The organism is Streptomyces sp. NPDC047000, assembly GCF_040644295.1.
In the GTDB taxonomy this organism is placed as follows: domain Bacteria; phylum Actinomycetota; class Actinomycetes; order Streptomycetales; family Streptomycetaceae; genus Streptomyces.
Window position 1 is genome coordinate 17,014 of sequence record NZ_JBEYWE010000030.1, and the last position, 13,555, is coordinate 30,568.

The 13,555-nt window shown below is 73.8% G+C and carries 10 protein-coding genes; 4 read left to right on the forward strand and 6 right to left on the reverse strand.

Translation table 11 applies throughout. From position 1 onward, the window contains the following. Nucleotides 1-74 precede the first annotated feature (74 nt). The 3 genes from ABZ862_RS32185 to ABZ862_RS32195 are packed head-to-tail and all read left to right on the forward strand — an operon-like array spanning nt 75 to nt 3,167. A complete protein-coding gene (locus tag ABZ862_RS32185; protein ID WP_360965928.1) occupies nt 75-2,003 on the forward strand; it encodes an HAD-IIIC family phosphatase in 1,929 nt (642 codons plus the stop codon). After that, nucleotides 1,993-2,310 carry a hypothetical protein gene (locus tag ABZ862_RS32190; protein WP_360965930.1) on the forward strand — a complete coding sequence of 106 codons (318 nt, stop codon included), beginning with the start codon at nt 1,993-1,995 and terminating at the stop codon, nt 2,308-2,310. The genes ABZ862_RS32185 and ABZ862_RS32190 overlap by 11 nt, the downstream gene beginning before the upstream one ends. Next, entirely contained in the window at nt 2,307-3,167 is an 861-nt protein-coding gene (locus ABZ862_RS32195; RefSeq protein WP_360965933.1) for a 4'-phosphopantetheinyl transferase superfamily protein, read from the forward strand. Before ABZ862_RS32190 ends, ABZ862_RS32195 begins: the two co-directional genes overlap by 4 nt. Here the strand turns inward: ABZ862_RS32195 and ABZ862_RS32200 are convergent. Continuing rightward, on the reverse strand, nt 3,147-4,139 hold the full coding sequence (locus tag ABZ862_RS32200; protein ID WP_360965936.1) for an AfsA-related hotdog domain-containing protein: 993 nt from the start codon (nt 4,137-4,139) through the stop codon (nt 3,147-3,149). The two genes, ABZ862_RS32195 and ABZ862_RS32200, sit on opposite strands and share 21 nt — an antisense overlap. A 134-nt stretch (nt 4,140-4,273) precedes the next feature. Continuing rightward, the gene (locus tag ABZ862_RS32205) at nt 4,274-5,257 is read right to left on the reverse strand and encodes a hypothetical protein (protein WP_360965939.1); all 984 of its coding nucleotides are present in this window, start codon (nt 5,255-5,257) and stop codon (nt 4,274-4,276) included. A 167-nt stretch (nt 5,258-5,424) separates the two neighbouring features. On the opposite strand from ABZ862_RS32205, the gene ABZ862_RS32210 reads away from it, so the two are divergent. After that, entirely contained in the window at nt 5,425-5,604 is a 180-nt protein-coding gene (locus ABZ862_RS32210; RefSeq protein WP_360965942.1) for a hypothetical protein, read from the forward strand. Between the two features lie 1,059 nt (nt 5,605-6,663). Here the strand turns inward: ABZ862_RS32210 and ABZ862_RS32215 are convergent. The 4 genes from ABZ862_RS32215 to ABZ862_RS32230 form a co-directional block, all read right to left on the reverse strand. Next, nucleotides 6,664-9,210 (reverse strand): LuxR family transcriptional regulator, encoded by a 2,547-nt coding sequence (locus ABZ862_RS32215; protein WP_360965945.1) that lies wholly within the window; start codon nt 9,208-9,210, stop codon nt 6,664-6,666. A 951-nt stretch (nt 9,211-10,161) separates the two neighbouring features. After that, on the reverse strand, nt 10,162-10,911 hold the full coding sequence (locus tag ABZ862_RS32220) for a VC0807 family protein (protein WP_360965947.1): 750 nt from the start codon (nt 10,909-10,911) through the stop codon (nt 10,162-10,164). Between the two features lie 80 nt (nt 10,912-10,991). After that, entirely contained in the window at nt 10,992-12,128 is a 1,137-nt protein-coding gene (locus ABZ862_RS32225; protein ID WP_360965949.1) for a Gfo/Idh/MocA family oxidoreductase, read from the reverse strand. Then, complete coding sequence (locus tag ABZ862_RS32230; protein ID WP_360965952.1) at nt 12,125-13,516, reverse strand: NDP-hexose 2,3-dehydratase family protein; 1,392 nt, start codon at nt 13,514-13,516, stop codon at nt 12,125-12,127. Before ABZ862_RS32230 ends, ABZ862_RS32225 begins: the two co-directional genes overlap by 4 nt. Nucleotides 13,517-13,555 lie beyond the last annotated feature (39 nt).

The window sequence follows — 13,555 nt, forward strand, 5'->3', positions numbered from 1 at the left end:
CGGGCGGTGTCCGGGGAACCGGCGGTGCCCGGCCGGGGCCGTCCCGCCGGACCGGTGCCGAGGGGGGCCCGATGATGACGGCCACCCCCCTCGGCATCCTCCGTGAGCTGTATCGCGCCGGTCGGCTCGCCGCCTCCTACCCGGAGGTGGCGGGCCTTCTCGCGCGGGTCACCGACGCCGCCGACCGGTCCGGGGAACAGATCGCCGACGACCTCGCCCGCTGCGGCGCCGTACTGGCCAGGGTGCGGCCCGAGGAGGTGCTCGCCCACCACCCCGGCACCCCCGTCGTCACCGTCGCCGTCACCGGGCACTCCACCACCGCCCAGCTCACCGACCCGCTCGTCGCCGAGCTGGCCCGGCACGGTCTGCCGACCCGTACCGTCACCGGCGACCACGGCGCCTACCTGCGTGATCTCACCGACCGGCACAGCGAGTTGCGGCGCTGCGAGCCGGAACTGACCGTGTGCGTGCTCGGTGCGGAGGCCGTGCTGGAGGAGCTGCCGCTGCCCTGGGGCGTACCCGATGTCGAACAGGCGTGCGACAGGCTCCTGGGGCGGATACACGCCGTCGCCGACGCCCACGACGCGTACGGCACCGGCGTCCTCGTCCTCACCACCGTGCCGCTGCCCCGCGCCGCCACCCACCAGCTCGTCGGCCTGCGGCAGCGGGCCCTGCTCGGCGCGGTGTGGCGGGAGTTCAACGCCCGCCTGCTGCGGCTGGGCGCCGAGCGGCCCGCCGTCGCCGTCGTCGACCTCGAACCGCTCGTCGGGGCCGGCGGACCGGTCGCCGACGAGCGGCTGGCGCTCTACACCCGCAGCCCCTACAGCGCCGCCCTGTTCGCCGCCCTCGCCCGCGAGGCCGTGCATGTGCTGCGTGCCCGGCGGGGCATGACCCGCAAGTGTCTCGTGCTCGACCTCGACCACACCCTGTGGGACGGCGTGCTCGCCGAGGACGGCCCCGACGGCATCCACTGCGGGCCCACGCCACGCGGGGAGCCGTACGCCGCCTTCCAGCGGGTGGCCCGGCAACTCGCCGCGCAGGGCGTACTGCTGGCCGTCAGCAGCAAGAACGACCCGGGACCGGTGCGTGACGTACTGGCGGACCATCCCGACATGACCCTGCGCGAGGCCGACTTCGTGACCGTACGGGCCGGCTGGGACGGCAAGGACGAGGCCCTGCGCTCCATCGCCGGAGAGCTCGGCATCGGGCTCGACGCCCTGGTGTTCGCCGACGACAGCGCCGCCGAGCGAGCCCTCGTACGGCACCGGCTGCCCGACGTCACCGTCGTACCGCTCGGCGACGAACCCGCCCTGCACATCGGCCGGTTGCTCGCCGACGGATGGTTCGACACCCCGCACCTCACCGACGACGACCGGAACCGCACCGGACGCTACCGGGCCGCCGCCGCCCGCGAACGGCTGCGCGCGGAGACCGGCTCCCACGACGCGTACCTGCGTGAACTGGACATCGTCGTACGGCTCTCCCCGCCCCTGCCGCACGAGATCGAACGCATCGCACAACTCTCCCTGCGCACCAACCAGTTCAATCTCACCGGCGAACGCGTGCCCGCCGAGCGGATCCTCGGACCCGGACGGCGCCCGCTCGCGATACGGGTCAGTGACCGCTACGGCGACAACGGGCTGGTCGGCGCGGTCCTCGCCCGGGAAGACGCCGACGGGCTGCACATCGACAACATGCTCCTCAGCTGCCGGGTCCTGGCCCGCGGCATCGAGGACGGCTGCCTGACCGCCGTACTGTCCCACGCCCGCGGGCGCGGACTGCCCGCCGTCCGCGCCCGTTACCGGGCCACCCGCCGCAACGGCAGGGCGAGCGGCTTCTACCCCTCCCTCGGCTTCCGGCCCGAGCCGCACCTCGCCGATGCCGCCGACGGCACTCAGCCGGGCACGGAGACCTTCTTCCGGCACGATCTGGCCGACATCCCCGCCATGCCCGGCCATCTCACCGTGCGGGCCGACCTCGAAGGAGACGCCGATGAGCCGTGACCGTCCCACCGGTCCCACCGGCCCCACAGACATCGCCGCCTCCGATACGGCCCGCTTCCTCGATCTGCTGCGCGACGGTCTCGGTCTCGACCTCACCGAGGAACAGGCCGCCGCCGACTTCGACACCCTGTCCGACTGGGACTCGGTCCAGCTGCTGCGCCTGGTGATGGTGCTGGAGCGCGAGACGGGCCGTCCCGTCCCGGTCGGCCGTGTGCTGCGGGCCCGCAGCATGCGCGAGATCCAAGAGCTGGTCGGACCGGTCGAGCCGGTCGAGCAGGTCACGAACGAACGGACGGACACCCGATGAACGCCGCGGGCGGGGACCTGGTCGAGGTCACCGCTGAGGACACCGACTGGGCGGAGGTCCGCGAGGACCTGCGCCGGCACGGCACGGCCGTCGTCCACGGACGGCTCGCCGACTGGCGCCCGCGCGCGCCGGACGGCCCCGCGCTGCGCGCCGTGCTGGGCCGCGACTGGTCGCGCTACCGGGCCATCGGCCACCCCGACATCCGCGAGCGGTACGCGGCCTCCCGGCGCCTCCTCAAACATGCCGCGGCGGCCGCGCTGCGCGCCGAGGCGATCGACCTCGAACTGGCGTACGGGCCGACCGGGCGGCCGTATCTGCGGGGCTGCGACCAGATCGACATCAGCCTCAGCCACACCGACGACCTGCTGCTGGTCGGCCTGACCACCCGCGGGCTGATCGGCGTGGACGCCGAACGCGCCGACCGCAGCATCTACGCGCGCGGCCTGACCCGGCTGATCTGCACCCCGCACGAGAGCCGGATGCTGACCCGGCTGCCGGAACCCGAGCGCAACCCGAGCCTGGTCCGGCTGTGGACGCTGAAGGAGGCGTACAGCAAGGCCATCGGCCAGGGCATGCAGTTCCGCTTCAACGAGTTCGGATTCGGACCGGAGAGCCGCCCGGTCCAGCTGAACCGCCCCGACGGCACACCCGGCGCCGGGGACGAGTGGACGCTGCGCACCGCCGTGCTCGACAGCGGCGGCACCGCGTTCGTGGTCTCCGTCGCCGTCTACGACGCCGGCCTCGGCCGCACCCTCGACACCGAGATCACCACGATGCTCGACGCCGAGGCCGCGGCCGTCATCCGGGCGGCGCTGGAGGCCGAGCGGAGGGACTGGTCACAGATCCTCGACGACTGACATGACCGCCTCGGTCACCGCCCGCCCGGCCTGCGAGAGGGCGAGCGTCAGCGACACCAGCGGCCGTCCCAGCGGGTCCTGTCCGACCGGCTGCGCCACCGCGACGCAGCGCAGCGGCAGATCGGGTTCGGCATGGCCGCGGAAGTGGGTGTGCAGGGCGACCGGCGCGCAGTGCCGCGGGTCGAGTCCGTGCAGCCGGTGCACGGTCAGCAGCGCGGTCTGGCGCAGTACCTCGAGCAGCAGCACCGAGGACACCGCCCCGTCCGGCCGGGCGAGCGCCTGAGGCCACCGGGCGGGCGGCTGCACCGCCGCCGACAGCCGCTGCCCGCCCACGGTCACCGGGGAGCGCAGCAGCACGTTCGCCACGGCGGCCCGGCCCACCTCGCCGGGTTCCGGCGCCGGGGTGCGGGGGCCGGTGCGGTCCTGCTCCGGGTGCCGGCCTGCCGCGGCGGCCAGCGCGGAAGTGCGCGAGTGCTCGCGGTGGTTGTGGTGCGCGAGCGGTGCGAGGAAGAGCAGGCTGGCCGAGCCGGTGCCCGCCGCGACCCCGTCGATCTCCAGGCCGACGTCGAACTCCAGGGCCCGCGGGACACCGCCGATCACCTTGTCGGGCCGTACCCGCAGGGCCGCGGTGAGGGTGCCGGGGCCGGTGTGCCGACGCCACGCGCTCACGTCGTCGGTCTGCACCCCGAAGCGGTAGAACACCGGCACCCGGTCGGCGGCGACCCCGAAGTGCGCCTGGCCGATGCCCCCGCTGACCTGGCGGACCATCGCCATGGCCGCCTGCAGGTCGTGGCACCGGTCCGGTCCGTCGTTGAACAGCGGGTGGCCGGTGGGGAGATCGCCGGTGAGGACGAACTCCTGGGTACGGTCGTCGGGACTGCCCGGCAGCCGCGGGCTCCAGTGCCGGGGCCGGTGCACCAGATGGCGGCTGCCGAGTCCGTGGCCCGCCGATGCGGGCAGCGAAGTCTCCAAGCTCGCCCTCCTGGACGTGTCCTGAAACGGTCCCCCACAGCCTGCCGTCCCACGGGGCGCGTATGCCACTTGACACGGTGGCAGGTTGTGACGTGGCAGCCAGTACCGGGCCGCCACAGGGACGCCGCGTCACGTCATGTCAGGTCGTGCAGGCCCGCCTGGGCGATGTTCACCCCGGCCTGGAAACGGCTGGTGGCGTCCACGCTCAGCATGATCTGGGAGATGTAACGGCGGCAGGTGCGCACCGACATGCCGAGCCGGCGCGCCACCAGCTCGTCCTTGTAGCCCTGCGCCATCAGCTTGATGATCGACCGCTTCAGGTCGTCGGTGATCTCCGAGCTGTCCTCGGCGCCGGGCGTGAACTGGGTGGCCCCGGTCCACAGATGCTCGTAGACCCGGCAGATGAACGCGACCAGGGTCGGCTCGCGCACCACCACCGCCCCGCGTGCCCTGCCGTCCACCGGTGGTTCGGGCAGAAAGGCCACCTCACGGTCGTAGATGACGATGCGGTCGATCAGCTCGTCGGTGGTGCGCACCTCCGCGCCGTGCTCGGTCACCGCCCGCACGTACGACGTGGTGGCGAGGTCGCTGCGCGCCGTGTGCTGGTAGAGGTGCCGGATCCGCACCCCGCGGTTGAGGCGCTCCAGGGTCTTGGGCCGGGCGTTGGCCAGCAGATTGGAGGGCCGGGCGCCGCCCGGCTGCGCGGTGAGCATCTCGCTGCGGCAGCGCTCGCCCTGCTCGTCCAGCACGGCCTGTAGGGCGTGCACGTCGCTGATCACGTCGAACGCCTCGGCCTGGTTGCGCTGCTGCCGGCTGGCGAAGTACGTGGAGCGCAGGGCGCCCATGGCGCTGCGGATGTCGGTGACCTCCCGCTGGAGGTCACGGATGCGGCTCTCGGCCGGCCCCACCAGGTCGGCCACCGCGGTGTCGGGGCTCACCGGTATCAGCAGGTCCGGCTCACCGGGCATGGGACGCAGCAGGCTGAGCGCGATCAGGCGCCGCTCGACACGGGCGGCCTTTTCGAGCGAGACACCCAGTGCGGTCGCCATCTCCTCGCGGACAAAGCGGCCCAGCAGCACGGCATTGCGGTACGCGCTTGCCTCGGAGTCGTCCAGCATGGCGAAAGTGCCTGCCGGGAGCGGACTTTCCGGCATTGGTGGCTCACCTCCCCCCGCGACGGAACTTCTGGCCAGGCAACTTTACGACACCAGGAATCCCTTGGGTTGAAAACCCGGCTCATGGAGTCTTGTGAGTGCCCGGCCAACTGTTGAACTAAGGGGTAGGTATGAGCAAGCTCGCGCTGCGAATCACGACCGGACTTCTGGCCGCCGCCGCATTCGTCGGTGCGCTCGGGGTCGGGATTACGACGACCACCAATGCGCTGGGGGGTGCGGCGGGGGTGACCATGGCCGTACCGGCGCATTCCGCCTTCGTGGCGACGCCCGCCGACGACCAGTGGGGCTGATGCATCGAGTGTGACAGGGCGGACCGGCGAGACCATGGTCCGCCCCGCTCGCATGTCCGTGATGTGACGTCCCGCCCCCGCTTCGCTGAACAGCCGGCCACGAAGAAGAACGAAGGCCCGCCGCCTCCCGCGGCGGGCCTTCGTCGTGCCGTGGCCCGGTCCTGGCCCGCCCCGTGTCCGGCTCTCACCGTGCCGGGGCCTGCGGGTGCGTCCGCACCGGGTACCCCGGGGGGTTTCCAGGGGCGAACATGGCCGCGGTGACGGGGGGACGGTACCGCGACGTCCGCGTTGCTCCCGGTCGCTCCGGTTCGATCCGGGTCGCTCCCGGTGACTCCCGGTGGTTCCGGGGGCGCTCCTTTTCGGCCCTGTCCGGATCCTTTCCGCGCGGTGGGACGTCCGGCCCGCAGTCCTCGGGTGAATTGTTCGGCTGTCGCGCGCTTTCGCCTCTTTCTCCGTACCTGTCGGAACGCTGTCGGCCGCCCGGCCGGCCGCCGGACCCCCTTGAGTGCACTCCACCACCGGCGGAAAACCACCTAACCGTATGGTCGGTCGGTTTGCCCCGGCGTGATGCGCCGAGAAGGACGCACCGCTCGCCGGGACGCTCTCCGACGGCCGCCGGACAGCCCCCGGGCGGCTCCCGGACGGTCCTTCGGCGGCCGTCCGGCAGACCTCCGGCGAGCGCGGAAACGGTTCGGCCGGCCGGTCCCGCAGGGCCGTGCCTGCGGCTTCGGCATCCGTCCGGGTCCGCGGGGCGCCGATGGCCGGAGCGCGGCGCCGGAACGATCCTGCATTTGCTGCCGCAATGACGAAGGGGCGTTCCGGGCGCCCCGGCCGCATACGGCGGATGGCCTGTTCCGCTGCGGGCGGGGCCGCGGGCCGTCCGGCTGATCCGCAGGTCGCGGGCGGGCGCGGGGCGGACCGTCCCGCGCCGGGGCCCCGCTCCCGCCGGGCCCGCCGCCCGCCGGGTTCCGCCCGCGTCACGGCCCTCGCGGGACCGGCCCGCGAGGGCGGGGCGGGAGGTCGGGCGGGGGAGGCGGGTGGCGAGGCCGGGCGGGGAGGTCAGTCCGCGGGCCCGGCCCCGGGGCCGGGCCGTTCCCGCGGTGCGGGCGGAGATTTCTCCTCGGAATCCGTGAGCGAGAGGAAAAGGACGACCTGCGCACGGGATTTCACGCCGAGCTTCTTGAAGATACGGCCCATGTGCGTCTCGACCGTTTTCACGCTGATCTTCATGCGTTCCGCGATCTGCTGATTCGTGAGACCGGGTCCGATGAGGCTCGCTATTTCCTTCTCCCGGGCACTCAGCGGGACGGGACCGGATCCCGCCGAATTCGTTCCGGGCGGATTCTCCAGAGTCTCGATCAGATCCCGTGCCTCGTCCGCCGCCTCGAAAGCCGTGAGCCGGTCGAATTCCGCCGCCGCCAGACGCGCGTGGCACACCGGAGTACGGTGCCCGGAATTCATTCCCAGCCGTGCCAGCGCCAGCGCGAAAGGAGCCAGCGCGTTTCCCTGCCCGTACAGCAGCGCCAGATCGAGACCGTGCTGGAAACACCGGCGGGCCTCTCTCGGGTCACCGGTGTCCACCGCACTCTCGCCGAGCCGCAGCCACGCCTCCACGACCACGGCGGCCTCCGCACGGCCGAGCCCGCTCAGCAGCGGAGCGGTCTCCGCCGCCAGTTCCCGTGCCGTCCCCTCCGCTCCCGCCGCCGCGTGCGCGGCGGTCAGCAGGGCCAGGGCACGGCCGTACGCGGCCACGTCGCCCTCCGGTACGGAACGCACCGCGCGGCGGGCCGCGGACAGCGCCGCCCGCCACATCGGCCGCCCGGACTCCAGCAGCAGCGTGGCCAGTTCGGCCCGTACCGCGGCGCCCGCCGCGCCGGTGACGCCGTCCTGGGCGAGCACCGCGCGCAGCACCCGCCTGGCCTGCGCACGGGCGCCGAGCAGTCGCAGTGCGCGGGCCCGCCACACGGCGGCCTCGGCCCACTGCTCCGCGGTGCCGGTCTCCGGCCCGGCCGCGGCCCGGGGCGGCGTCCCCGCCGGCGTCTCGGCCGTCCCGGGCGGTGCCCCCTCCGGGGGGCCGTCCGCGCCCGTCCGCGGCCACAGGCGGGCGTACTCGGTGAGTGCCTCGGCGGGGCGCCCGCACAGCACCAGCGCCTGGCAGTGCAGCAGCCGTACGCCCGGTGGCGGGTCGGGGTGCTGGGCCGCCCTGGCCGCCGCCCACGCGGCCCGCGCGGGCTGGGTGAAGACCGCTTCCCGGGCCCATGCCGCCAGCCGCTCCGCCTCCCGGGCCGTGGGCGGCACGGCCGCCTCCAGCAGCGCCGCGACCTCGGCGTCGGCCCGGTCGCCGCCGGTCGGCCGGGCGCGCGCCAGGTCCCGCGCCGCCCGCCGGTACGTCTCCCCCGCCGCGCGGTGCAGCAGCGAGCGCAGCACGGGCCGGCGGAACCGGAACAGCCCGCTCACGCCGTCCGGTCCGGCGATGCCCTCGGCGCACAGCTCGTCCACGGCGCACAGCGCCTCGCCGAGGCCGAGCCCGGTCACGGCGGCCACCGCCTCCGGGGTGAACGGGTCGCCCACCGCCGCCGCGGCCAGGGCCGCCGCGCGGGCCGGCGGGGAGAGCGGGCCCAGGTCCGGTGCGGTGGCCGACAGGGGTAACGGGCAGGGCCCGCAGGTCAGTTCCAGGCTGCTGTAGGGGGCGTACGGGGGGTGGGGCGGACGCGGGCCGTGCGGGACGCCCGCATCGTCGGCGCCGTCCGTGCCGTAGGCACCGTATGCGCCGTAGGTGCCGTCCGGGGCCGCCATGCCGTCCGTGCCCTCCACGGCCGCCCCGTCCTCCGCTTCCGCGCCGTCGGACAGCACCCGCAGCAGTCCCGGCACCCCGGCCGCGTCCCGCAGCACCAGCGCCCGGCGCAGCGGGCTCAGCCCGGCGGGCAGCAGCGCCGCGGCCTCGTGCCGGGGCAGCGGCCGCAGCACGATGTGGCGCGCGGCGCCCTCCGGATGGGCCAGCGCGGCCAGCCTGCGCGCGGCCGGGCCGCCGCCGCGGAACGCGAGCACCGTCAGCAGCGGAGCCCGCGGCGGATGACGCAGCAGGTGGTCGGCGAGCTCGGCCGTCTCGGGTCCGGCGCGGTGCGCGTCGTCCAGGACCAGCAGCAGCCCCCGCCCGTACGTCTCGCCCGCCAGATGCTCCAGCAGCGTGCCCAGGGCCCGCACGACGGCGTGGACGTCGAGGTCCCCCGGGCCGTCCAGGGGACCGCCGAGCGCCGGGAAGACGCGGGCCAGTGCGTTCAGACGGGCCGCGCCGAGCCGGGCCAGGGCGGCGGGGCGGGTGGCGGCGAGCCGGGCGAGCTGGTCGTCCAGGGCGTCCACCACGGCGTGGAAGGGGCGGGCGGTGCTGTTCCGGGCCGCTCTGCCGCAGGCCACGGTCCAGCTCCGGCGCCGGGCCGCGCGGGCCAGTTCGAGCGTCAGCCGGGTCTTGCCGGTCCAGGGCTCGCCGGACAGCAGCACCAGCCCGGCGCTCGTGTGCGTGTGTTCCAGTTCCTCGGTCAGGAGGGCCGGTCCGGATGCCCGGGCGCCCGGTCGGCGGTCTCCCGTGGTCTTGGTCCCGTGCGGCACGGGGCCTCCTTCGTCGTTGCGGCTGCCCCCGCAGGCTGGCGCAATCGTCAGGTGCGTTCCAAGCGGTCGGTGCTGGCCGGTGGGTGCATGGCAGGAAGTGCAGGTGGGCATGGGTGCGGGCGAGTCGGTGTAGGGGAATTCCCCGATAGGTGGTGAAGCCCCCGAATAGCCGGTGCTCCGGCAACAGGTGCATCGAGCAGCCGGGTGGGGCGGGCGCTGAAAGTGTCGGAAATCTGCGTTCCTCCTCCTCTATTCAAGCGATTTTCGAGCAGGTCTGGACTTGGTCTCAAGCATGTGTGCGTTCCTCGCGGGCGTGTGCGAACCGGTCTTTCCGCCAAGGAAGTTGGGGCACAGTAGACGGAGCGTGCCAAGCCGGGAAGCCGTACGCCGGGGAATCGCGGCCGGGCGCGCGCGGTCCGCCGCCGATGCCGCCCGTGTTCTCGCCCTTTCGGCGTGCGGCCGGTTGTAGCGGCGGCGGCCCCCCGGACCGGGGCGCACGGATATTCCACCGGGCTAAACCTGTGAGTGGACCGTGCCCCTGCGTCACGCGCTCCGCGCGGTCCGTGAGGGCTGCCTGGTCGGTCCGGGTCGCCGGGTCGCCGGGTCCGTCCGGGCCGCACGGGCCGTGGCCGGTGCGCCGGACCTCTTCACATCGGCCTTCGCGGCGCAGGGGGCCGGTGTGCCCGGCAGGGCCGAGAACCCGCCGCGGGGGAGGGGCGGGCGGCGGGGCGCGGCGACGGCGCGGTTCCCGGAGTGCTTCCCGGGGCGCTTCCGCGGAGGCGGTGCCGCGGCCCGGGTCCGAATGTTTGCTCGACACCGGGGCGGCGAAGAACCGCGCGGGACCTACATGGGTGGTTTCAGGACATGGACCGACATTGCGGAACTATTGCTTAAACCTTTTTTCAAGGGGCAAAGGAATCATGAAAAACGACCGCGGAGTCTGGTCCGGCCTCAGCCGCCGTCCCGTTTCGTCCCGGTCCCCGCACGTCCGGGCAGCCCCTCGGGGAAGATCTTGGCGAACGTGCCCGATCGGTACAGCGAAATCTGTGTGACGACCTGCAGCACCACCCAGGTGACCGCGTACAGCGCCGCGTCGAGTGCCGGAACGGTGTCCACCGGCAGGGTGTAGGCCATCACCAGACGCAGCAGGGCGTCCACGAGCAGCCCGAGCCCCCACACCACGGTCAGCGCGCGCCAGATCCGCCGGAACGCGCCGTCCGTTTCCCACAGCCCCTCCAGCACCCCGGCCCGGCCCGGCAGCAGCGCCTTCACGGCCTGGTAGGTGAAGGGCCGGGCGGTGAACAGGGTGACCAGCAGCCACCCTCCGGCGAGCGCCGTGAACAGGCTGTTGCGCGCCAGCACGATCCGGGGGCTCGCGGTGAGCAGCGACGCCACGGCGCTCACCACGAGCAGCGACACCGTGAACATGCCGATCGCGTCCAGCCTGCGGTGCCGGACGGCCGAGTGCAGGGTGTGCAGGGCGGGCGCGCTGCCGCTCACCAGCAGGGCGGTCAGCTCGCCCGCGCCCAGGGCCCGCAGCAGGTAGTACAGGCCGACGGGCAGCACGATGTCGCAGACGACGGTGACGACGAACGCCCAGGAGCCGCCCTTGGCGGGCGGTGCGGCGGGTGCGGCGGCGGGGGCGGAGGTGGTGGGGGAGGGTGAGGCGGACGGGCCGGGTGACGGGGCGGGGGGAACCATGAGGGTGCTCCTGTGCGGGGGCAGGCTCGGGCGTACGGCGCGGTGCCCGGCCCCGGAGTGCGGGGCCGGGCCGGGACGGCTCAGTTGCTCGGGACGGTGACGGCAGGTCTGTTGCGTTCTTCCCTGCCGGCGTCCTGGGACACCGGCACCCGTACAGCCTCCTTCTGCACCGCGTCCACCAGCTCCATGCCGGCCACCGCCGACTCCCGCGCCGCGGCCTCGGCCGCGCCGCTGCCCGCGTCGCCCCGGCGTACCGCGGCGGCGAAGGAGGTGAGGCAGCCGCGCAGCTGGTCGGCGGCCGGAAGCGTGAACCGTTCCTCGTGGTCCTGTTCCTCCAGCACCAGCACCGGCTGGAACGCCGGCGGCGGTGTGAACGCCCTCGGCACCGTGAGCCGGGCGCGGTCACCCCACAGGGTGTACGTCGACGCGTAGGCGTGCTCGAAGCCGAACGTCGCCTCGGCGAGGACGCCGTCCGGGGACGCCAGGAGTGCCTGGCCCGACAGATCGAGCCCGTCCTCCTCGCGTACCCGCAGCACCGCGCTGAGCACCCGCAGTCCGGTGCCCAGCAGCAACTGGGCCGCGCGCAGCGGATAGACGCCCACGTCGAGCAGCGCGCCGCCGCCCATGCCGGGCGTGTAGCGGATGTCGTCGGCGGGCAGCGGCGGGATGCAGAACGCGGCCTGGAGCGTGGTGACCCGGCCGAGCCGCCCCTGCCGGAACAGGTCCGCCGCGTAGGTGTGCTGCGGGTGGTGCAGGAACATGAAGTTCTCCCGCAGCACCAGACCGCGCGCCTCGGCGAGGTCCGCCAGCTCCCGCGCCTCGTGGGCGTTCACGCCGATCGGCTTCTCGACCAGCACATGCTTGCCGGCGAGCAGCGCGCGCCGTGCCCAGACGTGGTGCAGCGCGGTGGGCGTGGAGATGTACACCGCCTCGATGTCGGGGCGGGCCAGCAGCGCCGTGAAGTCCGTCTCCGCCGCGCAGCCGAACCGTTCGGCGAACCCGGCCGTCTTCCGCGCCGACCGCCCGGCCACGGCGACCAGGTCGACCTCCGGCGTGGCCACCGCCGTGGGCAGCACCCGCCGGGCCGCGATGGACGACGTGCCGAGCGCGCCGATCCGCACCGGACCGGTACCGGGGGTGCCGGCGGTGCCAGGGGTGCCAGGCGTGGCGGTGCCGGGCGTGGCGGGCCTTCGCGGAGCCGTTCCCGCCGTGCTCACAGCGTCCTCAGCGCCGCGACCAGCGTCCTTGCCTGGACGTTCAAATGGTGGCTGTAGCGCAGCAGTTCGTCGAGCTGACGCAGGGTCAGCCAGCGGAACTCGTCGGAGACGGCGGGGAACTCCCGCTCCGTCTCGACGATCATGTAGTGGCTCTGGGCGTTGCGGAACCGGCCGCCCTCCTCCGACAGCACCACGTCGTACCGGGCGCCCGCGCGCCGCTCCAGGGCCTCGGCGAGATACGGCGGCCGGTCCTCCGACGGCAGGTGCTCGTAGTTCTCCGGCACGCACTGGACCGTCGGGCCCAGCTCCACCACGTCCAGGAACCCGGGCTCGGCCCGCGCGCGCAGCAGCACGTGCGGCACGCCGTCGATCCGTTTCACGAACAGCGCCGCGACGCCCATGCCCCGGGGCTCCAGCAGCGGCTGCGTCCAGGCGGGCACCTCACGGCCGCGCGAGGACACGTCCACGGCGACGACGTCGAAATACAGCCCGTTGCAGTGCGTCACCGCGTGCGGGGTGCGCAGCCAGCCGTTCGTCTGCGCCAGCGGGATCGGGGCGACCACGACCTCGTGCTCCGCGCGCCGCCGGGTGATCCACGTACGGATCTCCCGGTCCGGGTGCAGCGACCAGCCGGCGTCGCCGGCCGGGCCGTCGTCCGCGCCCCGCCAGTCCGGCAGACAGGACAGCACCGTACGGGCGTCCATGTTCACCACGTTGTCGTGCCGCATCAGCAGATTGACCTGGCCGAGCGTCAGCCAGGCGAAGTCGTCCCCGGCCCGCACCTCCGGGCCGACCTCCACGATCATGTTGCGGTTGCGCTTGTGCAGGAACCAGGAGCCCTGCTCCGACTGGAGCACGTCCGCGACCACCCGCCCGGGGTCCGGCCTGCGGAACGCGTCCAGATACGGCACCGCCGAACCGCCGTGCACGCGCGTGTAGTTGCTCTTCGTCGCCTGCACCGTCGGGGACAGCTGCACGCCGTTGACGTTGCCCGGCTCCGACTTCGCCTGCATCAGCAGATGCGGTACGCCGTCGAAGTCCCGCAGGGCGATGCCGAGGATGCCGATCTCCGGCTGCTGGATGATCGGCTGCTGCCAGGAGCGCACCGGCCCGAAGTCCGACTTCACCGTGAGGCCCCGCACCGAGAAGAAACGGCCGCTGTCGTGCCGCAGGTCGCCGGTCCGGTTGTCGAAGCGCCAGCCGCGCAGCGCCGTGAACGGCACGCGCTCCACGTGCTGTTGCTGCTCGGCCTGCCGTTCGGCGAGCCAGGTGAACATCTCCGCGTTGCTCATCACCCCGCCCTCGACCGCCGCCGCCGACACCGCAAGCCGGGACAGCAGGGGAGGAGCCGAGGTGCCGGGCGACAGCACCAGGTCGGTCGCGGTCATGGCATCCGCCTCATCTCGCTCATCTCGCTCAAGTGCTCG